General features: G+C 71.5%; 25 protein-coding genes and 1 tRNA gene. 18 read left to right on the plus strand and 8 right to left on the minus strand.

The annotated features are described in order from the left end of the window. Positions 1–254: 254 nt before the first annotated feature. From ACFV4F_RS13545 to ACFV4F_RS13565, 5 genes are all read right to left on the minus strand, one after another. Positions 255–2087, minus strand: coding sequence for an APC family permease (locus tag ACFV4F_RS13545; protein ID WP_380502184.1), 1833 nt, complete (start codon positions 2085–2087; stop codon positions 255–257). An 808-nt stretch (positions 2088–2895) separates the two neighbouring features. Then, positions 2896–5595: a tetratricopeptide repeat protein gene (locus ACFV4F_RS13550; protein WP_380502186.1), complete on the minus strand. Its 2700-nt coding sequence runs from the start codon at positions 5593–5595 to the stop codon at positions 2896–2898. Further along, positions 5592–6011 (minus strand): hypothetical protein, encoded by a 420-nt coding sequence (locus tag ACFV4F_RS13555; protein ID WP_380502188.1) that lies wholly within the window; start codon positions 6009–6011, stop codon positions 5592–5594. Before ACFV4F_RS13555 ends, ACFV4F_RS13550 begins: the two co-directional genes overlap by 4 nt. Before the next feature lie 127 nt (positions 6012–6138). Then, positions 6139–6825 (minus strand): HAD family hydrolase, encoded by a 687-nt coding sequence (locus tag ACFV4F_RS13560; protein WP_380502190.1) that lies wholly within the window; start codon positions 6823–6825, stop codon positions 6139–6141. After that, a complete protein-coding gene (locus tag ACFV4F_RS13565; RefSeq protein ID WP_380502192.1) occupies positions 6822–7670 on the minus strand; it encodes a GntR family transcriptional regulator in 849 nt (282 codons plus the stop codon). The genes ACFV4F_RS13560 and ACFV4F_RS13565 overlap by 4 nt, the downstream gene beginning before the upstream one ends. 483 nt (positions 7671–8153) lie before the next feature. Here ACFV4F_RS13565 and ACFV4F_RS13570 point away from each other — a divergent pair, with 483 nt between their 5' ends. The 13 genes from ACFV4F_RS13570 (at position 8154) to ACFV4F_RS13630 (ending at position 17395) form a co-directional block, all read left to right on the plus strand. Then, positions 8154–8432, plus strand: a complete 279-nt coding sequence (locus ACFV4F_RS13570) for a hypothetical protein (RefSeq protein ID WP_380502194.1) — start codon at positions 8154–8156, stop codon at positions 8430–8432. After that, positions 8429–9712 carry a hypothetical protein gene (locus tag ACFV4F_RS13575; RefSeq protein WP_380502196.1) on the plus strand — a complete coding sequence of 428 codons (1284 nt, stop codon included), beginning with the start codon at positions 8429–8431 and terminating at the stop codon, positions 9710–9712. The genes ACFV4F_RS13570 and ACFV4F_RS13575 overlap by 4 nt, the downstream gene beginning before the upstream one ends. Beyond that, positions 9709–9954 (plus strand): hypothetical protein, encoded by a 246-nt coding sequence (locus tag ACFV4F_RS13580; RefSeq protein WP_380502197.1) that lies wholly within the window; start codon positions 9709–9711, stop codon positions 9952–9954. Before ACFV4F_RS13575 ends, ACFV4F_RS13580 begins: the two co-directional genes overlap by 4 nt. After that, positions 9954–10127, plus strand: coding sequence for a hypothetical protein (locus ACFV4F_RS13585; RefSeq protein WP_363648106.1), 174 nt, complete (start codon positions 9954–9956; stop codon positions 10125–10127). The genes ACFV4F_RS13580 and ACFV4F_RS13585 overlap by 1 nt, the downstream gene beginning before the upstream one ends. A 137-nt stretch (positions 10128–10264) precedes the next feature. Beyond that, a complete protein-coding gene (locus ACFV4F_RS13590; protein WP_380502199.1) occupies positions 10265–10936 on the plus strand; it encodes a hypothetical protein in 672 nt (223 codons plus the stop codon). A 16-nt stretch (positions 10937–10952) separates the two neighbouring features. Then, positions 10953–11387 (plus strand): hypothetical protein, encoded by a 435-nt coding sequence (locus tag ACFV4F_RS13595; RefSeq protein ID WP_363648102.1) that lies wholly within the window; start codon positions 10953–10955, stop codon positions 11385–11387. Further along, positions 11384–12067 (plus strand): hypothetical protein, encoded by a 684-nt coding sequence (locus tag ACFV4F_RS13600; protein ID WP_380502201.1) that lies wholly within the window; start codon positions 11384–11386, stop codon positions 12065–12067. The genes ACFV4F_RS13595 and ACFV4F_RS13600 overlap by 4 nt, the downstream gene beginning before the upstream one ends. A 199-nt stretch (positions 12068–12266) precedes the next feature. Continuing rightward, positions 12267–12437, plus strand: a complete 171-nt coding sequence (locus ACFV4F_RS13605; RefSeq protein ID WP_380502203.1) for a hypothetical protein — start codon at positions 12267–12269, stop codon at positions 12435–12437. A gap of 176 nt (positions 12438–12613) precedes the next feature. Next, positions 12614–13075 carry a hypothetical protein gene (locus ACFV4F_RS13610; protein WP_380502205.1) on the plus strand — a complete coding sequence of 154 codons (462 nt, stop codon included), beginning with the start codon at positions 12614–12616 and terminating at the stop codon, positions 13073–13075. Positions 13076–13315: 240 nt separating this feature from the next. After that, positions 13316–13603, plus strand: a complete 288-nt coding sequence (locus ACFV4F_RS13615) for a hypothetical protein (RefSeq protein WP_380502207.1) — start codon at positions 13316–13318, stop codon at positions 13601–13603. Continuing rightward, positions 13600–15576 (plus strand): DUF3987 domain-containing protein, encoded by a 1977-nt coding sequence (locus ACFV4F_RS13620; RefSeq protein WP_380502209.1) that lies wholly within the window; start codon positions 13600–13602, stop codon positions 15574–15576. Before ACFV4F_RS13615 ends, ACFV4F_RS13620 begins: the two co-directional genes overlap by 4 nt. Positions 15577–15818: 242 nt before the next feature. Beyond that, on the plus strand, positions 15819–16004 hold the full coding sequence (locus ACFV4F_RS13625) for a helix-turn-helix transcriptional regulator (RefSeq protein ID WP_380502211.1): 186 nt from the start codon (positions 15819–15821) through the stop codon (positions 16002–16004). Further along, entirely contained in the window at positions 16004–17395 is a 1392-nt protein-coding gene (locus ACFV4F_RS13630; RefSeq protein ID WP_380502213.1) for a tyrosine-type recombinase/integrase, read from the plus strand. Before ACFV4F_RS13625 ends, ACFV4F_RS13630 begins: the two co-directional genes overlap by 1 nt. 152 nt (positions 17396–17547) lie before the next feature. Here ACFV4F_RS13630 and ACFV4F_RS13635 read toward each other — a convergent pair. Next, positions 17548–17628: transfer RNA gene (locus ACFV4F_RS13635), tRNA-Tyr, on the minus strand. 217 nt (positions 17629–17845) lie between these two features. Here ACFV4F_RS13635 and ACFV4F_RS13640 point away from each other — a divergent pair. Beyond that, positions 17846–18334 (plus strand): YajQ family cyclic di-GMP-binding protein, encoded by a 489-nt coding sequence (locus ACFV4F_RS13640; protein WP_380435820.1) that lies wholly within the window; start codon positions 17846–17848, stop codon positions 18332–18334. A 98-nt stretch (positions 18335–18432) separates the two neighbouring features. Here the strand turns inward: ACFV4F_RS13640 and ACFV4F_RS13645 are convergent, their stop codons facing one another. Next, entirely contained in the window at positions 18433–19038 is a 606-nt protein-coding gene (locus ACFV4F_RS13645) for a hypothetical protein (protein WP_380502215.1), read from the minus strand. A gap of 178 nt (positions 19039–19216) precedes the next feature. Continuing rightward, a complete protein-coding gene (locus ACFV4F_RS13650; protein WP_380435817.1) occupies positions 19217–19708 on the minus strand; it encodes a hypothetical protein in 492 nt (163 codons plus the stop codon). Between the two features lie 321 nt (positions 19709–20029). Here ACFV4F_RS13650 and ACFV4F_RS13655 point away from each other — a divergent pair, with 321 nt between their 5' ends. From ACFV4F_RS13655 to ACFV4F_RS13670, 4 genes are all read left to right on the plus strand, one after another. After that, positions 20030–20185, plus strand: a complete 156-nt coding sequence (locus ACFV4F_RS13655; protein ID WP_380502217.1) for a hypothetical protein — start codon at positions 20030–20032, stop codon at positions 20183–20185. Then, complete coding sequence (locus tag ACFV4F_RS13660) at positions 20176–21012, plus strand: APC family permease (RefSeq protein WP_380502219.1); 837 nt, start codon at positions 20176–20178, stop codon at positions 21010–21012. Before ACFV4F_RS13655 ends, ACFV4F_RS13660 begins: the two co-directional genes overlap by 10 nt. Before the next feature lie 81 nt (positions 21013–21093). Beyond that, positions 21094–22446 (plus strand): dipeptidase, encoded by a 1353-nt coding sequence (locus ACFV4F_RS13665; protein ID WP_380502221.1) that lies wholly within the window; start codon positions 21094–21096, stop codon positions 22444–22446. Between the two features lie 129 nt (positions 22447–22575). Then, positions 22576–23694, plus strand: a complete 1119-nt coding sequence (locus ACFV4F_RS13670; protein WP_380435811.1) for a M24 family metallopeptidase — start codon at positions 22576–22578, stop codon at positions 23692–23694. The last annotated feature ends 55 nt before the right edge of the window (positions 23695–23749 follow it).

A 23749-nucleotide genomic window follows, 5' to 3' on the forward strand; every position in this document is an offset into this window, starting at 1 on the left:
TCGGGAGACTGCCGCGACCGGCCGGGGGGCTGATCGCGGCACCGGCGGAAGACCGGCTGAAGCAGCAAACCAGCCATCAGAGGGGCGTTATGGGTTCCTGACGCCCTCCATACGGGTGAACGGTGGACGTTGACGCGACCTTGACGCGGACGGGTGCCAGGACGCGGAACGGTCCCGGACGGGGCGTGCCGTCCGGGACCGTTCGTATCCGAATGTGCAGGTCAGGTGCGTACTGGGTGCGGTGGGGGCGCCGGTCACATCCTCATGCGCAGGCGGCACACGACCGCGTCGGTGCTCCGGCGCAGGGCGCGGTCGATCACGGCGCCCCGCCGGTTCTGCAGCGCCCGCTGGTACCAGTGGGCGGGCTCCACCTCGGGGATCAGCACCGTCAGGCGGTCGTACGCGTGCTCCTCCCCCAGCCTGTTGACGAACTCCGCGATCGGCTGGCCCAGCCGGCGGTGGCCGTCCGGGATCTCCACCAGCGGCACGCCCGGGTCCCACAGCTCCCAGTCCCGCCGCAGCGCCTCGGCCTCGGCCCGCTCGTGCACGACGGTCACCGCCATGACCTCGTCGCCGAGCGACAGCGCCGCCGACAGGCCGTCCCGGGTGAGCCGGGTGATCGCCGTCACCGGGACGACGACCAGGCTGCGCCGGCGGACCACCGCGCCGGGCACCCGGCCCAGCTCCAGGCGTTCGCCGATCCGCTCGTAGCCGCGGTGGATCAGCTCGAAGAGCAGCACCAGCAGCGGCAGCGCCACCACGATGCCCCAGGCGCCCTCGGTGAACTTGGTGCCGGTCACGACGAGCGTCGCGACACCGGTGAGCACGGCGCCGAAGCCGTTCAGCGCGGCCTTCCACCGCCAGTTGGCCGGCCGGTGCATGTACCAGTGCTTGACCATGCCGACCTGGCAGATCGTGAAGCCGACGAAAACGCCGATGGAGAACAGCGGCACCAGGCTGTTGACGTCACCGCCGGAGCCGACCAGCAGCGCCGCCGAGACGATCGCGAGGAAGAGGACGCCGTGCCGGTGCACCTGCCGGTCGGCGCGCAGCGCGAACACGTGCGGGAGGTGGTTGTCCCGGGCCAGCAGGTGGAGCAGGACGGGCAGGCCGCCGAAGGAGGTGTTGGCGGCCAGGCCGAGCAGGACCACGGTGGAGAACTGGACGACGTAGAACGCGGCGCCGTGCCCGAGCGAGGCGTCGGCCAGCTGGGCGAGCACGGTGACGCCCTCGACCGGCTGGAGGTGGAAGCGGCCGATCAGCACGGCCAGTCCGATCAGCATCACGCCGAGCAGCGCGCCCAGCGCGACCTCGGTGTGCTGGGCGCGCTTGACGCGCGGCATACGGAAGGAGGGGACGGCGTTGGCCACCGCCTCGACGCCGGTCAGCGCCGAGCAGCCGGCCGCGAAGGCCTTCAGCAGGAGCAGTGCGCCGACGGTGGTCGCGTTCTCGGCCAGCACGGACGCGTGGCCGGCGGCGGCCGCGGTGCTGGCGGGGGCGTCCCGGAACAGGCCGACCACGATGATCGCCATGATCGAGAGGACGAAGACGGCGGTCGGCGCCATGAACCAGCGGGCCGACTCGGCGATGCCGCGGAGGTTGACGGCCGTCACCAGGGCCAGCACGCCGAGGCAGAGCCAGACCCGGTCGTCGTACAGGCCCGGCACGGCCGAGGTGAGCGCGGCCACGCCGGCCGTCACCGAGACCGCGACGTTCAGGATGTAGTCGATGACCAGCGAGGCCGCGGCCGTGAGAGCGGTCCGGCGGCCCAGGTGCTCCTTGGCCACCGCGTACGACCCGCCGCCGTCCGGGAAGGCCGCGATCACCTGCCGGTAGGAGGCCACCAGCACGGCCAGCAGGACGGCTATCGCCACCGTGACGGGGAGCGTGAAGCCCAGCCCGTACGCCCCGGCCGCGGCGAGCACCAGGACGATCGACTCCGGCCCGTACGCCACCGAGGCCATGGCGTCCAGCGAGAGGGCGGCCAGGCCGCCGAGGGCCGAGAGGCGGTGCCGTTCGTCACCCGCGCCGGCGTCCGGGGGCTGGGGGTCGGCCTCGACGGCCGGGGTGGAGATGGCGCTGGACATCGACGGGACCTCCGCAGTCGGTAGTTGCTCCGATCCTGCGGGTCACGGCCCCGGCGGGACTCCGGCCCCTACGCGATCCTGACGCGGCCGGGAACGCCTTTTACGCGTCGTTGACGCCGCGCCCGGAGGCACGACGGGAGCGCGGCGGGCGCACGGGGGAAGGTCTGGACGGGGGTGGGCGGGCCACGTCACGGCGGTCGCCGCTTGGGAAGACGGGAAGGACTCCCACCCCCGTGGCCCCCACTCTGCTGCCTGCCACCTGTAATTGCAAGCAATGTGCAATAAGTCGCCACCCGATCGACCCGCCGGGCGGAACGCGGAGAAAAACGAAAACAGCCCCCGATCCGCGTTTCCGCAGATCAGGGGCTGTTCTCCATCCGGTGGCTGGTGCAGGGTTCGAACCTGCGTAGCTTGCGCGACAGATTTACAGGCCGCTGACCAGGCGGGCGCTGACCTGCAAGCCCCTGCCCACAGACCGGATCTGGTCCGCCGGTGGTCCGGATCATGGTTCGAGCGAGCCTCGTTCAGAGCACCTTGAGAGCGCACCGGAGGCTGGGAGCAAATGACGAAGTCGCCGCCCGCACCCCATCTTCGTGATTTACGTCACACGCCAACACACCGCCCGTCAAGCGCCGTGAGTAATCGCGCTACCTACCTCAATGGCGGTCATGCGGGCCGGCCGAGCACCTTCCGTGCACATGGCCCGCCCACAGCCGCGCTGTCCTGGCAACCTGCGCCTCAGGCGACGGGAGCCTCGAAGCTGGACGCCCGCAGCATGTAAGGACGCTCACGCACAGAGGCCGGGCTTCTAACGGTGGTGGATGACAGCCTCCAGCATCTCGCGAATGCGCAGGGTCTTGGGGTGGGTGTCGCCGAGGACCTGCTCGCTTTGGGCGAGGCTCGCCTCCAGGAGGGGCACGGCGCGGGCGAGATCGCCAGCATCGTGGTAGGCGCCAGCAAGATTGCTGCGGCTGACCAGAGTATCGGGGTGGGTGTCGCCAAGGACCTGCTCGCACTGAACGAGGGTCGCTTCATAAAGCGAGATGGCGCGGGCGAGATCGCCAGCATCGCCGCAAGCAGCTGCGAGGTTGTTTCGGGTGGTCAGGGTGTTGGGGTGGGTATCGCCAAGAACCTCCTCACACTGAACGAGGGTCGCTTCATAAAGCGCGGCGGCGCGGGCGAGATCGCCAGCATCACGGTAAGCCCCGGCGAGATTACTGCGGGTCGTCAGAGTGCTTGGGTGAGTATCGCCAAGAATCCGCGCGCGATGAGCAAGAGTCGACTCCAGCAGAGGGACGGCGCGGGCGAGATCGCCAGCATCACGGTAAGCCCCGGCGAGATTGCTGCGGCTGACCAGCGTATCGGGGTGGGTATCGCCAAGGACCTCCTCCCGCTGGGCGAGGGTCGCTTCGTAAAGCGAGATAGACCGGGCGAGATCGCCAGCATCGCGGTAAGCCCCGGCGAGATTATTGCGGCTAATCAGAGTGTTGGGGTGGATATCACCGATGACTTGCTCACTCTGGGCGAGGGTCGCTTCATAAAGCGAGATGGCACGGACGAGATCGCCAGCATCGCCACAAGCAGCCGCGAGGTTGTTACGGCTAGCCAGGGTGTTGGGGTGGATGTCGCCAAGGACCTCCTCGCACTGGGCGAGAGTCGCTTCGTAAAGCGAGATAGCCCGGGCGAGATCGCCGGCATCATGGTAGGCGCCAGCGAGATTATTTCGGTTAGTCAGAGTGCTGGGGTGGATATCGCCAAAGATCTGCTCGCACTGAGCGAGGGTCGCCTCCATAAGGGGGAGCGCGCTGGCGAGATCGCCTACATTTCGATAGGCGCTTGCAAGATGGTTCCGGTTGATCAGGGTGTCGGGGTGGGTATCGCCAAGGACGTTCTCGCACTGGGCGAGAGTCGCTTCGTAAAGCGAGATGGCGCGGGCGAGATCGCCGGACTTGCTGTAGGCACTCGCGAGGTTGATTCGGCTAACCAAGGTGTCGGGATGGGTATCGCCAAGGACCTCCTCGCTCTGAGCTAGGGTCGCCTCAAGGAGAGGAATGGCGCGGTTGAGATCTCCGATCGATGCATATCCGCCGGCGAGATTGTTACGGCTGGCCAAAGTGTCATGGTGGGTATCGCCGAGGATCAGTTCGCAGTGGGCGAGGGTCGCCTCCAAGAGCGGGATGGTGCGGGCGTGGTGGCCTTGCGCATCCAAACGATCGACCAGGAAACCGTAGAGTTCGATTGCTAGGTCGTCCTGATACTCCTTGGGCCTCGTGGTCGCGAGAGCGACAACCTGAGGAGCTAGGTGATCCCAAACTGAAGACGCGCTCGTCTCTTCAGGGCCAAGGGCCCGGAGAAGTGATTCTTCGGCCAAGCGGCGGCCTACGGGCAAACCGTCGAGCCCGCTCGGCGCGGTGGAGCGAAGGACCGTTTGCAGGAGACGGTGAACGCTGACGCTATGTCTCGTGACAGTGGCCATGCTGTAAGCGGCCAAAAGGCCCAAGGCTTCGTGCAGATCGTCGTCACCGTCGCGAGTCTCGAAAAGACTGATGGGGATGTCATCCGGGGATAGCCAGGCCAGAGTGCGCAGGACCTCCACGGCGTGGGGACTTCGGGCCTCAAGAGCGCTCAGGGTCTGGGTCCAGACCCTGGCGATGGTTCGTTCGGCGTCGATGCCCTCGGCCGCCTTGTCCAGCTTGGTGGGCAGGCGTCGGCGGTAGCCATCGATGCTGATGGTGGGGTGCTGGCGCAGGTAAGCGCCGGCCTGCTCCAGAGCGAGCGGGAGGTGGCCAAGGTCGGCAGCGAGCGCGCGGGCGTCCCGGAAGTCACGGGGGGTGGGCTTGCCATCGGTGAACGCGTAGGCACAGATCAGCTCGGCGGCCTCATCTGGTGCGAGGATACCGAGGGGATAGGTGCTGATGGTGCGCGGCCAGCCGGTGGCGCGGCGGCTGCTGACCAGGTGATGACCACCGTTGAGCGCCCCGAGGTAGTGAGTGAGGTCGGCCGGATTCTCGACGTTGTCAAAAACCAGCAGCCACCCCGGGTGCCATTGCAGCCAGGTCATCGCCCACTGCGCCTGCTGAACCTGAGAGGCGGTTCCGGCCCAGGACGGGAGCAGTCGGAAGGTCAGGTCTGCGAGGGACTGCTCAATGCGGGCCGGGGAGTCTGCGGTGATCCACCAGATGAGTGTGTAGGTGTTGCGGTAGCGGTGGGCGTAGGCGAGGGACAGGGTGCTCTTGCCGATTCCGCCGAGGCCGTGGACGGCCGAGGCCTGGGTGATTGCAGTCCCCCCATCCGCCGCGAGCTTGGTACGGAGCCAGGAGAGGGCGTCCTCGCGACCTAGACAGAGGGGGTAGGGCGGCAGATTGGTAAGGCCTGGTGGGGCTGGCACGTCGCGGGCGGCGGTGAGGATCTCGGCGGGAAGGCCGATGACGTCGCCGGTGTGAGCAGTACCGATGCTCTGGGCCGTAACTGCCCTCGCGCCAGAGGACTCGTAGTGGGACCCGGTCACTGGGCGAGACGGTGGCCGTCGCCGGTGATGGCTGTGGTGATGCTGTGGGCGGCGATCGACCTTGCCCCGGATGCGGTGATCGTCACAGAGGCGGCAGCCGGTCCGACGAGGCTGACTAGCTCCTGACGCAGTCCAGCGTCCTCGCGCAGGGCCCGCTTGATCTGCTGGCGCAGCGCCGCTGCCGCGTCCGGGTCGGTGGTGTCCTCGGCTACGTCCTGAATTGCGGCTTCCAAGGCGGCCTGTTCGCCCTGCGAGCCGCGACGGAACACCGCGCGCAGGACGCGACGGCCCAGGTTAGCGGTAGCCTCCACGGCACCGTCCTCCGCCCGGGTCAAGACGGCTCCGCCGTACGCACTGACAGCCGCCGCCAGATACGGGCCTGCCTGTTCCACCAACTGGGCGATCTCGTCCGCCATGGGTGCCCCTCCACCTCAACCAACACCTACTACGACGAAGCGTAGGGGAGCAAGCGCGAGCAGGAGACGGCTTCCGAGGAACACTCGTGCCTAGGGAGCCAGAGTCGATGGGAGCAGGACCTCCAGATCAGGCGATGACGTCGGCGATAAGTTGCATCGAGTCCACGATCGCCACGGCGCCAGCGGCGGCCAGGTTGATGGACTTCCCTGGCTTGTTGGCGTAGCCGATCGTTGGGACACCGGCAGCTTCCCCGGCCTCGACGTCGCGGGCCGCGTCGCCGATGAAGACGCAGTGCTCCGGCTTGGTGCCCGCGGCTTCCATCGCTTCGAGCAGGAGGCGCGGGTTCGGCTTCATGGAGGAGGGGTCGCCCGGGGCACGTCCGAAGACGCCGGCCACGTAGTCGCTGAGACCGTACTCGGCGAGGTAGGCCTCGATGGCCGTGCCTGCGTTGTTGCTGACCACGGAGACCAGGCGGCCGGAGCGGGCACACGCGTGGAGAACCGATTCTCCGCCCGGGGTCGGGCGGGCTACCTGAACAGCTTCGGCCTCCAGCGCGGCCAGCGCGGCGTCCGTGCGCTCTGTGAGATCGGGCCGCGCATCCGAGACCAGCCGGAGCAGGGCGAGCGGGTCGGTCTCCTCCTCCGCCCCGGCCGGAGCCTGCTCGCCCGCGGCGAGCAGGCCTTCACGGAGGCGCCGTGCGACCTCCGGGGCAGGGAGGCCGGCGAAGACCGAGCACACCGGGCCGTCGAAGTCGAGGAGCACATGCTTCACCGGCCGCAGCACGTCGGCGAGTTGCTGAGGGGTGGCGGTCATGGCTGACGCTCGTAGGCGATCGTGGACCACACGCTGTCGAACCACATCTGGGCCTGCTGGACGTACTGCGATCCGAGCGAGGCGTCGTCCGGGCCGGCGGCATGGTGGAACAGGGTGGTGTCCTTACCGGTCACGTCGTAGAAGGTGTGGGCGGTGTCGTCGATCGCCACAGTCCGCTCGCGGAGCGGGTAGAAGCCGAAGAAGGCCTCCGACCGGTTCAGGATGTACAGCTTGAACAGGCTGGACGCCCGGTGCACCTTGACCTGGACGCTCGCCTTCTGGACCAGGCCCAGCTCAGCCAGCATCTTCACCGAGTGCGCGATCCCGCCGGCGTTCGTCAGGGCGATGTTGCGCGCGCGCTGCCGGAGGGCGGCCTCGTCCTGGAGCCCGTCGACCAGGACCGGCACGGCCATCGGCGCCGTGGTGTCCGGCAGCAGCAGGCGGACCGTGATGGACTCCGGCGCCAGCCGGCCGGAGCGGACCTTGTCGAGCGGCTCCTGCAGCGCGTTGTGCAGCGTCTCGCTGGAGAACCCGGCGAAGTCGAGCGTCACCTGCTGCTGCTCGAAGGCCGCTTCCAGGTGAGGCCGCAGCCCGACCGGTCGCGAGGTCCTCTCCCGGACGAATGAGCCGCTCCCCTGCCGGGTCACGATCAACCCCTCGGTGCGGAGGAGGTCGAGCGCCTTGTCCACGGTGCCACGCGCCACGCCGAAGTGCTTCGCCAGTTCGGGGCCGGAGGGCAGCTTGTCGCCCGTCTCAAAGCCTGGCTTCTTCGTGAGGATCGAGGCCCGCAGAGAACTGCTGACCTGCTGATACGGGGGACGGGAGTCGTCCGGGTCTAGGGCCATCTCCCCATGCTAGGGCAGGTGCCCAACAGGGGCGAGAAACCCAACTCTCTTGACCTGCCTAAGCAGGTTGCCTATGTTGTGTGTGTCGCACCAAGTGAGACAAGGGCGACACGGAGGGGCCTTCTTTGGGCTGCTCTGAGCTGCACAAATGCGCCTATGGGGATAGGCGAAGGGGCCCGGGACAGATCGGGCCGAGGTCGACCGCGCCTTGGCATGCGGATGGCATGGACCGAGAGGTCCGCGTCTGCCCTGAAAGACGCACCCCCCGCCAGCTCGCCGCCGGACTTCTCGGTGCCGGAGCGGCGCGGTCTCAGCAAACGAGTGTCTTTGGTCCCCGACCCGTGCCGCCCGCGGCACGGGTCGGGGGTCATGGCTGCTCGTGACGTGACGAGTAGCTGGCCCTGAGGTCGGGGCCGCCGCGCTTTCCTTGGCCGGGCGCGCGGCAGCCCCTGGGGCGCACCTCCCACTGGAAGAGGTAGACCCGTGAAGTCGATTGTTGCAGGTCAACACGCCTTGGGCACCGAGGAGTTCGCGGAGCTGGCGTTGGGCGTGGACGAGGAGCTGTTCGCCGGTGTGCCCGGCGAGTCGGTGGTCGAGCGCCAGGCCCGGTTGGACGTGGCGTACGCGGTGCTGGCGGACCTGCGTCGGGAGGACCCGGAGCTGGCCGCCTTCGCCGAGCAGCAGATGAAGATGGCGCCGGTGCCGCTGCGGTTCCGGGCGATCGTCCTCCGCACCGCCAACGTCGAGTTGGTGGCCGCATGAGCGGGCTGGGCGAGTACCGCGCCGAGCGGCGGGCCGACCGCCAGGCCGACCGCGCCGACGCCCGAGCGGACCGTAGGGACGAGCGCGAGCAGAACCGGTTGGACGCCGAGGCGGCCCGTCGGCGGCGGGAGGCCGACCAGCGCGCCGCCGGGGAAGCTCGGGACCGGCGCCGGGCGGCGCGGGCCGCACGTCTCGGCCGGGTGACCGGGTGGGTGTCGGCCAACCCGGCGAGGGCGTTCGTCCGGCTGGTGCAGGCCTGCTCGATCGTGCCGGCCTTGGTGTCCCAGGTCGCCGCGCTCGACGGCGCCAAGGTGTATCTGCTGCTCGCGGTGCTGCTGGCCCCGATGCTGGAGGGCGGCGCGTGGGCGCTGGTCGCCATGGGCGCGCAGGCCGAGGGCGAGCGCTCCACCCGCACCTACCGGCTCGGCGCATGGGCGGCCGGCGCGCTCGCCGGGGGCATCAACTTCGTCCACGGCTGGCAGCAGTACCCCGGACACCACTGGGTCGCGTTCGTGCTGGCCCTGTCCAGCATCGGCGCCGTCTGGCTGACCGACCTCCAGACCCACGGCGGCCGCGGCCCGACCACCGCCGAGAAGAAGCAGGCGAAGGACCGGGCCGAGCACACCCGGCGCCGCTCCGAGCACCACCCCGAGGTCCGGGAGGTCGCCGACCGCCTGCTGTCCGCTGCCCCGTTCGGTGCACTGCCAGCCGACGAGGCCTGGCGCATCGCGTGGGAGTACGTCCACGGCGTCACCGTCCCCGGCCTGACCGCCGACCTGCTGGCCCAACGGCTCAACGCCCGGGCCCGGGTGGCAGAGCTGAGCGTGCTCCCCGCCCCGGCCGATCTGTGGCCGGGCATGCCCGACGACCCGTTCCCCGCCCTCACCCTCCCGCTGCCCACGGGGCCGTCCGACGGCGTCTACCTCGACGCCGTTCCCGACGGACTGCGGAACGCTTCCCCGGTCGCGACCGAAAGCCTCGAAGTCCTTTACGGAATTGGGTCGTGCGCATCCGCACCTGATAGCCGAGAGCTCGGGTTCGAGCCCTCGAAGGGGCAGGACGGGAACGCTTCCGCGATCGCCGGGGAACGCCCCCTCGACCCGGCCGACATCGCCCGGGTCCGCATCCTGGCCGATGACCTCGCCGCCCGCGGCGACGAGCTCAGCACCAAGAAGGTCCGCGACGCACTCGGCTGCCGAAACGACTACGCCGTGCGCCTGCGCCGCCACGTCGGCACCACGCGCAGCCGCCAGGCCGGCCAGACGGGCGGTGCCCGGTGAACAGCATCCGCAACGTGCCCGGTCTGGGCATCGCTCGCCTCGACCACCGCGGCCTCGCCTACCGCCTCGCCGAGCCGCTGACGATCGATGAGGTCGCCGGCCTGCCCCGCGAGACCTGGTGCCACCGTCTGACGGTCACCGACGCCTCCGCCGACGGGCGCTGCGCCGCCGAGTTTCACGCGATCTGCGAGCTGGACGGCGAGCCGTTCGTGCTCGTCGGCCGGATCGGGGAGGGCGCCTGATGCTCGGCTTCGGCAAGAAGCAGCCCGCCCAGCCCCAGTCCCGCCAGCAGCGCAGGGCGAAGGCCGTCCGCAAGGCGGACCGGGCCGGGCACGCCGCGATCGACGCGCTCCCCACCAGCCGCTCCATCACGAACTGGCGGCACACCCCGGCCCCCTCGCGGCGCTCCTCCTGATCCTCTCCGGGCCCGGCCTCCATGGCCGGGCCCCTACCTGGAGAACTGACCATGGACTGGCTCCTGAGCCTGCTCTACCCGATCCTCGCGGTCGGCGCCGGCGTCGCCGTGTGGCTTCTCCGTCGGGAGGGGAACCGATGACCATCCCCCCGCCGCCGACCTTCCCGCCCACCGTCGGCATGCCCGACGCCGAGCCCGAGCCCCTCGACCCCCGCAAGACCGAGCCGACCGACACGGACGACGACGACGAGGACCAGGCCGTCGAGGACGACGACCAGGACCAGGCCGACGCCGACCAGGAGCGGTACGACCTGCGGACCGTGGCCGAGAGCCTGCGCCTGCTGATCAGCCAGACGCCAGAGGAACAGGCTGAACGCGCCCGCAGGGAGCGCGAGGAGAAGTTCCGGGAGCAGGGGGAAACCCCCGACAAGCGCGAGGACCGCCACCGCGCCGAGCAGCTCGTCCAGAAGCGCCGGGCCTCCGTGCTGTGGCGACAGCCCCAATCCGAGCGAGCCCGCCGGTTCCGCCGCTGGTGCATCCTCACCACCACCTCCGCCGTACTCGGCTACCAGATGGGCGCCGTCCAGCTGGCCGCCCACATGCCTCTGACCGTCGCCGCGCTCGCCGCGGCCGGCGCCTGGCTCATCGACCTGCGCATGCGCGGGTGGGGCCACGTCCGGGTCTCCGAGGTCCGCGGCTTCCCCGGCCTCACCATCTTGATCCTCTTGCGGGTGCCGTTCGCCTCCGCCTTGGTCGGCGCACTCGGCCTGGCCCCCTTGATCACCCTCCTCTCCACCAGCCACCACTGACCGCAGGAGATCGACCATGGACACCCAGTTGCTCGGCTCGTTCGGCTCCGGCGGCCTCTGCCTGGCCATCGCCGTGTGGATCATCCTCGGCAGCCGCAAGGCCGAGAAGCAGGGCAAGCTCGCCAAGAAGCACAAGGACGAGCACACCGCCTGGCTCATGATCGTCTTCGGCATCTTCGCGGCGGGCGCCGGTCAAGCGTTCAGCGCACCGGGCACGGTCGGCGACGCCCTGACCCACGCCTTCACCTCGCAGAGCCAGGTGTTCGGCAACGTCGGCGCCGGGGCCGTCGCCGCAATCCTGACCTTCGCCCTGTTCGGCACCAAGCCCGGCCCGTGGAAGGACAGCGTCCTCGGCGCCACTGTGCCGTCCGTCTACGCCGCCGCCGGCGGGATCTGGGCCCTGCCGCTCACCGTGATCGGCTCGGTCCTCAAGGGCCTGGTCGGTGCGTGATGAAGCTGCACCGCTACCTCGAAGGCGTGTCGGTCACCGCATTCGGCCTGGGCAACAGACTGATCATCCGGGCCGTCCGGCCCCACGCCGAGAAGGTCTCGGTCACCCGCCAGCAAGTCGGGGGAGCACTGGCCCTCGGCCTCTTCTTCTCCCCCGTCCTGGCCCGGCCCGTCGCCCGGTACGCGCCGCCCGCCGTCACCGTCCTGCTCGTCCTGTGGGTGGTCGTGGCGGTCGTGGCCGGCAACACCAGAGCTGCCACCGCCCTGGCGAAGGCGGACCAGGCCGCGAAGGAGAAGGCTGCCAACGCCAAGGCCGGGGACCATGGAGAGGCCTCCACCAAGGCCGAACCGGACGACTCCGCCGACCAGGACGACGAGCTCCAGGACGCCCCCGCCGACGCCGACCTGTACGCCCTGGTGCGGTACGTCGCCGCGATGTCCGACCAGGGCACCGCCGCCCACCTCTCCCACCTCTTGGAGGAGGGCCACGCGAGGGGCCTCTTCGGCGGCTGGAAGGTCCCCGACCTGAGGACCCACCTGGAGGGCCTGGGGGTGGCCCTGGTCGAGGGCAAGAAGCTCACCTTCAACGGGCGCCAGCGCAACCGCCTCGCGGTGCTGCTGGATGCCCTCCCCGAGGCTGCCCCGGGCACCGTCCCGGCGGTCGTCCAGAAGGCCGCCTGACCCCTCTCCCCCGCCCCCTCCTGACACCCCCTCTTGGGCGGCGGTAGGGCGGTAGGAACCGCAGGTCAGCGCACGCCTACCACCCTCCCTACCGGCCCCCTACCTACCGCCCTACCTCCTCCGATCGACCCCCCGACAGCCCGGCAACGCGGCTCCACGACGGCCGTCCCGCAGGACTTCCCTGTGAAAGGGCATCACGATGTTTGACGACTACGACGAGTTCGACGCCGCCGACTGGGCGCCGGGCGAATGCGACCACTGCACCGGCGGCGAGCCCGTCGAAACCCCGCTCGGACTCATCTACTGCGCGTGCCAGATCGGCCAGGGCGCCGCCCCCGAGAACTGCCTCTGCGGCCCCGAGGACGACTGATCGGTCGGCACGGTGCGGGCGGTAGGAAACGCAGGTCAACGCGCACCTACCGCCCTTCGTGATCCACCAGCCTGCCCGACCGGCCGTGCCGCCCAGAGCACCGCCGCACCCAGCGGCGTCCCTGGGCGGTTCGGGGGCCGGACAGACCGGACCCGCCGTTCCTGGAAGGGAACCCCGTGTCCTACCTCACCCCGCACCACCCGTACTTCGAGGCCGTCCTCGCCGCACTCGGCGACAACGCCGCCCCGGACGAGTCGTTCAACGAGTACTGCGCCGACGACGGCGAGGTCATGCTGACGGAGATCTTCATCCGCCTCGGCACCGCCCGCGCCCGCGCCGCCGGCTACCTGCACGGCCTCGGCCTGCTGTGGAACCAGACCACCGGTTGGCTCTGGGCCCGCGGCACCAACGACGACCGCCTCGCCAACCCGCAGCCGTTGGTTTTCGGCCTGGTCGTCACCCCCGCCAGCGTCGCCTCTGCGGTCGACGCCCTGCTGACCGGACGCACGAACGACCTGCCCGCGCAGGGCGACGAGGCCGCTCCGGGGTACAAGCCCCTGCCGGAGATCCTGGTTCGGGCCGTCGCCGCCGGCGACCTCGACCACGACACCGCCTGCCGACTCGCGTCGTTCGCCTGATCTGGGCTGTCCGCCGTACGGCAGTTCCCCGCCGCGCCCCCCCCGCCCGCGGGGGCTGAGGCGCCTTTGGGGGGGGGCCCCCCTCCGCCTCCCACCCCACCCCCCCCCCCGCGGGGGGGGGCCTTGGCGGGGAGGCGGAGCTCCGCCTGACGCACGAAACCCCGTACCAGCCGCCGACCTTGGCAGAGAGACGGCTGGTACGGGGCCCTCCAGCCTCCTTACAGAGACCAGGACACCAGCATGCCCGGAAACACCACCGCGCCGCAGCCTTGCTGCGAGGCCGCCCACCTCGGCGACACCACCTCCTGCGAGGGCCCGCTCGACGCCGTGACCGTCCTCGACCGCCACGGCGACGCCGCCAAGGCCTGCGTGCACCACGGCACGCGCCTGTACGCCAGCCTCATCAACCCCCGCGTCCACGTCGGCAGCGTCCCCGGCGCGGCCATCGAGGTCTACAACCGCGCCCAGACCACCTCCGCGTTCGCCTGGCTCGACCACCACCAACTCCCCAGCGAGGACGAGCGGTGAGCGAGTACGCCCCGAACGTGATCCCGTTCCGGCCCGAGCCCGCCGAGGTCAAGGCCGCCGAGCAGGCCGTCATCGGCGCCGCCCTGCTCGATCCCGCCCAGATCCCCGCGCTCGCCGCCCAGCTCGGCGACCCGAGCGCCTTCTACCACCCCGCGCACGAGACGATCTGGCGCGCCATCACCCGCATGGCCGGCGGCGAACGGCCGGTCGACCCGGTGCTGCTGGCCGGTGTCCTGCGCGGCCAGGGCGACCTGGTCCGCGTCGGCGGGCCGAGCTACCTGCACACCTGCATCGAGGCCACCCCTACCGCCGCCAACGGCGACTACTACGCCGAGGTCGTGCGCGTGGCCGCCGAGCGGCGCCGCATCAACACCGCCACCAGCCGCCTCGCCCACATGGCCGGCGACGACCAGGCCGACCTCGACGCCGTCCGCACCGCCGCGCTCGCCGCCCTCGCGGACCTCGCATCCGGCGAGACCTGGCTCGACCCCGTGCCGCTCGGCTCCCACGGTGCCCTGCCCACCTTCCCCGTCCGCGCCCTGCCGGGGTGGGTCGGCGCCTACGTGGAGGCCGTCGCCGAGTTCACCCAGACCCCGCCCGACATGGCCGCCACCATGGCCCTCGCCGCACTGTCCACCGCCGCCGGCGGCCGGGTGAACGTGGAGATCCGGCCCGGCTGGCGCGAGCAGTCCAACCTCTACCTGGTGTGCGCGATGCCGCCCGCCAGCCGCAAGTCCGACGTGTTCGCGTTCATGACCGGCCCGGTCTACCGGGTCGAGGACGAGCTCCGCGCCGAGGCCAAGGGGCGGATCATCGAGGCGGAGACCGCCAAGGAGACCGCGCTCGCCGAGGTCGAGTCGCTCATGGCCAAGGCCCGCAAGAACCCCGACCTCGACCGCGCGCACCTGGTGGCCGAGATCTCAGGCGCCCGGATGCTGGCCGACGAGATCGTGGTGCCGCCGAGCCCGCGGCTGACCCTGTCCGGGGACATCACCCCGGAGACCGTCACCCACCAACTCGGCGTCCACCGCTGCCTGGCCGCGCTCTCACCCGAGGGCGACCTGTTCGACAGCATCGTGGGGCGCTACAGCAGCAAGCCCAACCTCGGCGTCTTCCTCCAAGCCCACAAGGGCGAGCGGCTCCAGGCCGACCGGATCACCCGCGAGCAGCCGACCGTCGACAAGCCCGCGCTCACCATCGGCGTCACCCCGCAGCCCGCCGTCCTCCAGGAGCTGGGCGCCGCTCCCGGTGCCCGCGACCGCGGCCTGCTCGCCCGCTTCCTGTACTCGCTCCCGCCCTCCAACCTCGGCTACCGCAAGATCCGCACCACCCCCATCCCCGAGCCGGTCGCCGCCACCTACGACGTCCGGCTGTCTGCGCTCCTGCGGGCCCTCACCGCCCTGGAGGAGCCGGTCACCGTGCGGATGACCGAGGCCGCCGACCTCGCGGTCGAGAAGCTCCAGGAGAAGTTCGAGGTCCAGCTCCGCCCGGACGAGCCGCTCGCCCACATCAAGGACTGGGCCGGCAAGCTCGTCGGCCACATCGCCCGCATCGCGGTCCTACTCCACCTCGCCGACCACGTCGCCGGCGACTGGCGCGCGCCCGTCGAGGCCGCCATCGTCGAGCGGGCCGCCGAGATCGCCGAGTACTACACCGCCCACACCCTCGCGGTCTTCGACCTCATCGCCGCCGACCCGGCCACCGAGGACGCCCACGCCCTCCTCCAGTGGCTCCAGCGGCCGAAGAAGGACGGCACCCACCGCACCCACATCAAGGCCCACGACGCCGTCGCGTCGTCCCGGCGGTTCAAGAAGGTCGCCGACGTCGAGCCCGCACTCGCGCTCCTCGAACAGCACGGCTGGCTCCGCACGGATCAGTCCCCTGCCAGCGGCCAGCGCGGCCGGCCTCAGGCCGTCACCTACCGTGTCCACCCGATCCTGAGCGCCCCCGCGGACACGAACCCGATCACGTAACCGTCAGGAACGTCAGGACAAAGCCCTGACCTGGCGAAATGCCGCCGGACGAGCAGTCAGGGCCCGTCAGGTCTGTCAGGGATAGCCGGGATCTCCTGACAGACCTGACAACCCCTGACGCCCGACCAGGGGCCGTACCGGCAGGTCAGCGCGTTCCCCTGACATCCCTGACGCCTTCCGCCCTCCGCCGCCGCCCGCGAGAGGGCACGTAACCCTCCGCACCCACCGCAGGAGACGTCGCCATGCCCAAGCGCGAACTGCTCAAGCTCCCCGCCGTGCTCACCGAACTCGGTATGTCCCGTGCCGCCTTCTACCGGATGCGAGCCCGAGGCAAGGCGCCGCGCCTCATCAAGCTCCCCAACGGCCAGGTCCGGGTCGACCGGGCCGACCTGGACGCGTGGCTCGACGGCTGCGAGGTGGCCGCCTGATGCCCACCTCCTACAAGGTCAAGTTCTGGGACCATCGGCACCGCCCTGACCGGCGGGCCCCCTGGATGGTCCGCTGGACCGTCGCCGGGCGGGAGTTCTCCGAGTCCCTCCTGACCAAGACCGCGGCCGACGGCCGGAAGTCCGAGCTGATCTCCGCTCTCCGCGACGGGCAGCCTTTCGACGTCGACCGCGGCCTGCCGCTCTCCGAGCTCCGCAAGGAGAAGCAGATCACCTGGTACGAGCTCGGACGGAAGTACGTCGAGGCCCGGTGGGAGGGTGTTCCGGCCAAGACCCGCACGACCTGGGCCGACGCCCTGGCCACGGTCACGTTCGAGCTGGTGAAGTCGAAGGCCAGCATGCCGGACAAGCGGGTCGTCCGCCGGGCGCTCTACAGCTGGGCCTTCAACGTGAACGCGTGGGGCGAGGAGCCGCCGGCGGACTGGGTCAAAGCCTTGGCGTGGGTGCAGAAGCAGTCCGTGTCGGTCTCCGCCTTCGAGGAGCCGCCGATGGTGCGCCGCCTGCTGAACGCCCTCGCGGTGAAGCTGGACGGCAAGAAGGCCGCCCCCTCGGTCATCCTGCGCAAGCGCCGCATCCTCGGCCACCTCTTCGGCTACGCCGTCGAGGAGGGCTACCTGACCGCCAACCCCCTCCCGACCGTCCAATGGCAGCCGCCGGAGGCCGAGGAGGAGGTCGACCCCGGGGTGGTGGTCAACGAGGACCAGGCCGCGGCGCTCATCGAGGCGGCCGGGCGCCAGGGGAAGCGCGGCGCCCACCTCCGGGCCTTCTTCGCCTGCCTCTACTACGGCTGGCTGCGGCCGGCCGAGGCCGTGTACCTCACGCTCGCGCGCTGTCACCTGCCCGCCGAGGGCTGGGGCTACGTGGTGCTGGACGAGACCCGGCCGCGGGTCGGCTCGTCCTGGACGGACGACGGGACCTCGCACGACAAGCGCGGGCTCAAGCACCGGGCCGAGAAGGCCACCCGCCGCGTTCCGATCCCGCCCGAGCTGGTGGCGATCCTGCGGGAGCACGTCGCCGCCTTCGGCGCCGCGCCCGACGGGCGGCTGTTCCGGACGTCCCGGGGCGGGATGGTGCAGGAGAGCGGCTACGGGGTGGTCTGGCAGCGGGCCCGCGCCGAGGTGCTGTCGCCGGCCGACTGCGCGACGAAGCTCGGCAAGCGGCCGTACGACCTGCGGCACGCCGGGATCTCGCTCGGGCTGAACTCCGGAGTCGACCCGACCGAGGTCGCCCGGCGGGCGGGGCACAGCGTGGCCGTCATGCTCCGGGTCTACGCGAAGTGCCTGCACGGCACCGTCGAGTACGCCAACGAGCTGATCTCGAAGCGGCTCAACCGGAACCGCCCGGCGCCGCCGGCCCCGGATCCTGGTCCGTAGCTGGTCCGGATGCGCTGGTCAGCATCGGGATCCGGGCGAAACGAGGTGAGACAAACCACGCAAAACGACCATCCGGCGTGACCGGTGTTCGAGCAAAAAGAAACGGCCTCCGATCTACGTTTCCGCAGATCAGAGGCCGTTCCTCTATCCGGTGGCTGGTGCAGGGTTCGAACCTGCGTAGCTTGCGCGACAGATTTACAGTCTGCTCCCTTTGGCCGCTCGGGCAACCAGCCAGGATTGGTGTCTCCCGGGGCCTTGCCCCGTTCGACTCCGTAAACGATACCCGATGCCGGGGGGTGGTTCGCCACTCGATTGGTCACGCGATGATCAAGGCCTTCGGCGTGGCTGTCGGGGGCGGCGACGGGGCACCGCTGGATAGGCTGGGGCGGCGGGGCGCCCGGTGCGGCGTGCCGTGCCAGTGAAGCCAGAGCATCAAGGAGACCAACACCCATGGCCGACTCCAGTTTCGACATCGTCTCGAAGGTCGAGTGGCAGGAGGTCGACAACGCGATCAACCAGACCTCCCGTGAGATCGCCACCCGCTTCGACTTCAAGAACGTCGGCGCCGAGATCAGCCGCTCCGGCGAGAAGATCGAGATGAAGGCCAACGGCGAGGAGCGCGTCCGGGCCATCCTCGACGTGCTGCAGACGAAGTTCGTCAAGCGCGGGCTGTCGCTGAAGGCCCTGGACGCCGCCGAGCCGCAGCTGTCCGGCAAGGAGTACAAGATCTTCGCGAACGTGAAGGAGGGCATCACCACCGACGATGCCAAGAAGGTCGCGAAGATCATCCGGGACGAGGGCCCCAAGGGCGTCAAGGCCCAGGTCCAGGGCGACGAACTGCGCGTCAGCTCCAAGAGCCGCGACGACCTCCAGACCGTCCAGGCCCTCCTCAAGGGCAAGGACCTGGACTTCGCGCTCCAGTTCGTGAACTACCGCTGACGCCCTCCCGGCCGATCCGAAGCGGCGACGGCAAGGCCCCGGTCCTGGGTGCGGGACCGGGGCCTTTGTCGTCGGGCCGTGGAGTGCGGCGGGTGGGGTCAGCCGGCGGCGGGGTGGGGGTGGAGGGCGGTACGGGCCGCCGTGGCGTCGGCCAGGGCCTGGGCCTGGGCCTGCGCCTTGAGGGAGGCGAGCCGCTCGTTCACGTCCCGAGCGTCCCGGGCATCCCGGCCGCCCCGAGTATCCCGGCCGTCCCGGACGTCCGGGGTGGCCGTGGACGGGAGCTTCGGCGGGGCCGGCGGGGTCACCGAGGGCACGGTCACCGGCAGTGACGGGGGTGCCGGCAGCGAGCCGAGCAGGCCCGACAGGAGGTTGGTCACGGTCGCCAGCAGCTGACCCACGACGCCGGGGACGGAGGAGGTCACGCTCGACAGCAGATCGGTGACCGTCTTGATGATGCCGGACAGGTCCGGGGTGGCGGGGAGGGCCGGGACCGCGGGGGCCGGGACGGACGGCAGGGCGGGGACCGCCGGGGCCGGGACGCTCGGCACGGGGACGCTCGGGAGCGGGTCGTCGGCGAGCGGGGCCGAGACGACGGGGGTTCGGGGGGCCGCGGAGCCGTTGCCCGCGGCGGTGGCGGATGCCGAGGCGACCGGCGTCAGCGCGAGGGCTGCGGTCAGCGCGGCGGCCATCCAGGTGGCACGCATGGGTACTGCTTCCTCTCGGTACGAGTGGGGCGAGATCGCCTGACTCACACCGTGGGGCAGCCACCCGGACGCAGCCACCGCACGTACGCCGAACGGTGGCGCGGCGGCCCCGGCGGCGACCCCGGCGGCGACCCCCAGCGGCGGCCCCCGCGCCCGGCGTGGCTCGGCCCGGCACGGCTCAACCCGCCGTCGCCGCCCAGCCCTCGGTGCTGCGGTGGGCGCCGAGGCCGACCGCCTCGAACTCGTCCACCCGCCCCTCCTCCACCCGGGCGCCGAGCTGCCGCAGGACGCGGGAGATCGGGCTTCCGCCGGGCGCGAAGGGCTCGAACGCGCTGCTGAGCGGGCCCAGTTCGAGCCGGCCGTCGGTCCACACGGCGGCGCGCTGGGTGCCGGTGCCGCCGAAGAAGTCGGCCTCGACGCAGGCGACCGGGCCCGCCTTGGACCAGGCCGCGAGCCGCAGTTCGAAGCCGTCCGGGTGCCAGGCGAAGCCGGCGCCGCCTTCGGACTTGCGCTCGTCACCGTCGGCCCGGAAGGCGGACAGGAACGCGGGAGTGGCCGGGATCAGCGCCAGTCCTTGTGCGAGCGGCGCCACCCGCGCGGCCGGCACTTCGGCCGCCGCGACCGTCAGCAGCTCCAACGTGCCGATCAGCGCCTGGAGTTCATACGACATGCTCGACATCGTGTCCCACCGCACAGACAACCGGCCCGGAATTTATGATTCCGTGCCCGTCCGGAGTCCGCACGGGTGCTCGAACTCCCGCTCCCGGAGCGCGCGTTTGGGCGGCGACGCCGCTCACCGGCGCTCCGACGGGACCGATGCGCGGTCACCCGGGCGGGCGCGCGCCGCATGCGGCGCTCCGGGCAGACGGGTGAACTGGCCGGGTACGGCCCGCCCCGGCCCCCCTCCCGGAGCTCACCCCCGGATCTCACCCCCGGAGCCCGCCCGCGGAGCCCGTACCGGACGAGGACCCCGCACCGGAGGAGGACCCGGATGAGTTCCACGGACGCGCCCCCGCCCCGCCCGGACGGCCCGCAGGCCGGCCCCGCCACCCGGGAGCGCGGCGGAGCGGTGGCCGCCCGGGTCGCCGCCCCGCGGATGTCCTGGCTCACGCTCGCCCTGATGACCACTACTCGGGCATGGAGATGAACGCGGTGCGCGTCTCCTCCCTGCGCGACCCGGCCCGGGAGTTCCCGCGTTCGATGTTCACCGCCTCCGGGATGGTGCTGGCGATCTTCATCCTGCCCGCGCTCGCGATCAGCTGGGTGGTGCCGTCCAGCGAACTGAGCCTGACGGCCGGCGTGATGCAGGCCTTCGACGCCTTCTTCCAGTACTTCGACGTCGGCTGGCTCACCCCGGTCATCGCGGTGGCGCTGATCGCCGCCTCGCTCGGCGGCATGCTCACCTGGCTCGCCGGGCCGTCCAAGGGCCTGCTGATGATCTCCCGCCAGGAGGGCTACCTGCCGCCGTTCCTGCAGCAGCTCAACAAGGCGGGCGTCCAGCAGAACCTGCTGGTCACCCAGGGTGTGGTCACCACGGCGATCGCCCTCCTGTACGCCCTGATCCCGAACGTCTCCAGCGCCTACTGGATCTTCTCGGTCATCACGACGCAGGTGTACCTGATCGTCTACCTGCTGATGTTCGCCGCCGCGATCCGGCTGCGCCGCACCCGGCCCGAGCACCCGCGCGGCTACCGCGCCCCCGCGCTCGTGCCGATGTGCGTGATCGGCCTGCTCTCCTCGGCCGCCGCGATGGCGATCGGCTTCGTGCCGTCCTCCCAGTTCGGCAGCGGCAGCGTCTGGTCGTACGTCGGGATCGTCGGCGGCGGCCTGCTGGTCCTCGGACTGCTGATCCCGTACCTGTTCCTGCGGCTGCGCAGGCCCGGCTGGCGTTCACCGGACGCGGCGGACGCGGCGGCCGAGGCGGCCGCGCAACGGTCCGCCGAACCGCGCGACACCGAAGGAGGTGCGGCATGACGGCCAATCCGACGTATTCGGTCCCCACGTGACCGTCCACACCTGGCACCCGCCACCCGCAGCCAGCCCACGGGAGCCCGCATGACCGACGAACTCGCCAGCCGCGTATCCGGGTTGATGCCACAGGCCAAGACCGACCTGGCCGAGCTGGTGGCGATCCCCTCCGTCGCCGACCCCCGGCAGTACCCGCCGGAGCACTGCCGGGACGCCGCCGAGTGGGTCGCCGCCGCCTTCGCCGCGGTCGGCCTGCGCGACGTCCACCTGGAGGAGACCCCGGACGGCAGCCACGCCGTGATCGGCCACCGCCCGCCACCGCCCGGCGCGCCGACCGTCCTGCTCTACTGCCACTACGACGTCCAGCCCCCGCTCGACGAATCCGCCTGGACCTCCAAGCCGTTCGAGCTCACCGAGCGCGACGGCCGCTGGTACGGGCGCGGCGCCGCCGACTGCAAGGGCAACATCGTCATGCACCTCACCGCGCTGCGGGCGCTCGGCGACGACGTCCCGGTCGGCCTCAAGCTCGTCGTCGAGGGCTCCGAGGAGCAGGGCACCGGCGGCCTGGAGCAGTACGTGCCGCCGCACGCCGGGGAGTTGCACGCGGACGCGCTGCTGGTCTGCGACACCGGCAACGCCGCCGTCGGCGTGCCCACCGCCACCACCTCCCTGCGCGGCGTCACCAACGTCGTCGTCACCGCCAAGGCCCTGCGCGGCGACCTGCACTCCGGCATGTTCGGCGGCGCCGCCCCGGACGCGCTCGCCGCACTGATCCGGATGCTCGACTCGCTGCGCGACGCCGACGGCGGCACCCGGATCGACGGCCTGGACTGCACCGGCACCTGGAGCGGCGCCGGCTACGACGAGGAGCGGTTCCGCTCCGACGCCGGCGTGCTGGACGGCGTCCGGCTGACCGGCTCCGGCACCGTCGCCGACCGGCTCTGGGCCCGCCCCGCCGTCACCGTCCTCGGCATCGACTGCCCGCCCGTGGTCGGCTCGGCCGCCGCCGTCCCGGCCACCGCCCGGGCCCGGGTCAGCCTGCGGGTGCCGCCCGGCACCGGGGCGCGCGCGGCGCAGGACGCGCTGGTCGCGCACCTGGAGGCCGCGGCGCCCTGGGGCGTCGTGGTGGACGTCGAACGGGAGGGCGCCGGCTCGCCGTTCCACGCGGACACCGGCGGCCCCGCGTACGCCGCGCTCGGCCGGGCGATGCGGGAGGTCTACGGGCGGCCGATGTCGTTCCTGGGCCAGGGCGGCTCGATCCCGCTCTGCAACGTCCTCGCCACCACCTACCCCGACGCGGAGATCATCCTGATGGGCGTCGAGGAGCCGCGCTGCCTGATCCACGCGCCGAACGAGAGCGTCGACCCGGGCGAGATCGAGCACATGGCCCACGTCGAGGCGCTGTTCCTGCGTCACTTCGCCGCCGCCGCGCGGGCGTGACGGCGTCCCGGGCGGCCCGCGCCCGGCGGAGCTCCGGCCCACCGCGCCGGCCCCGGACGGGTGACGGGGCCCCGGACGCGTGATGGAGTTCCAGGCAGCAGCCCGTCCGGACCTTGAGGAGGAAGACCCGTGCCCCGACCCTTCACCACCGAGGACTACCGCGCCCGGCTGGCCCGCGCCGCCGCCGACGCGACCGCCGCCGGACTGGCCGGCCTGGTCGTCGCCCCCGGCCCCGACCTGGTCTACCTGTGCGGCTACCAGCCCACCGCGATCACCGAGCGCCTCACCGCCCTGGTGCTCGGCACCGGCCGCGAGCCCGCGCTGGTCGTCCCCCGGCTGGAGCGCCCGGACGCAGAGAAGGCCCCCGGCGCCCCGGCCGTCCGGCTGCTCGACTGGAGCGACGGCGAGGACCCGTACGCCACCGCCGCCCCGCTGCTCGACCCGGCCGGGCGGTACGGCGTCTCCGACAACGCGTGGGCCATGCACCTGCTCGGCCTGCAGGGCGCGCTGCCCGGCACCGGCTTCACCTCGCTCACCGCGAGCCTGCCGATGCTGCGCGCGGTCAAGGACGCCGACGAGCTGGAGCGCCTCGCCGCGGCCGGCGGCGCCGCGGACGCCGCGTACCGGGGCGTCCTGGAGGTCGAGTTCGCCGGGCGCCGGGAGACCGACGTCGCCGCCGACCTGGGCGCGCTGCTCATCCAGTACGGCCACAGCCAGGTCGACTTCACCGTCGTCGGCTCCGGCCCCAACGGCGCCAACCCGCACCACGAGGCCGGCGACCGGGTGATCGAGCGGGGCGACACCGTGGTGCTCGACTTCGGCGGCCTCAAGGACGGCTACGGCTCGGACACCACGCGGACGGTCCACGTCGGCACGGACGTCCCGGCCGAGGTGCGCAAGGTGCACGACGTGGTCCGGCGGGCCCAGCAGACGGCGTTCGAGGCCGTCCGCCCCGGCGTCACCTGCCAGGAGATCGACCGGATCGCCCGCCGGGTGATCACCGACGCCGGCTACGGCGAGCACTTCATCCACCGCACCGGCCACGGCATCGGCATCACCACGCACGAACCGCCGTACCTGGTCGAGGGCGAGGAGCAGCCACTGGTGCCGGGCATGTGCTTCTCGATCGAGCCGGGGATCTACCTGCCCGGCCGCTTCGGGGTGCGGATCGAGGACATCGTCACCGTCACGGCGAACGGCGGGCGGCGGTTCAACAACACCCCGCACGAGCTCGGCATCGTCTCCTGAACCGGCTGCGAGGCGGCACCGGACCGACCCACACCACCCAGCATGAGTAGGACTT

This window comes from Kitasatospora sp. NPDC059722, assembly GCF_042733235.1.
GTDB lineage: Bacteria > Actinomycetota > Actinomycetes > Streptomycetales > Streptomycetaceae > Kitasatospora.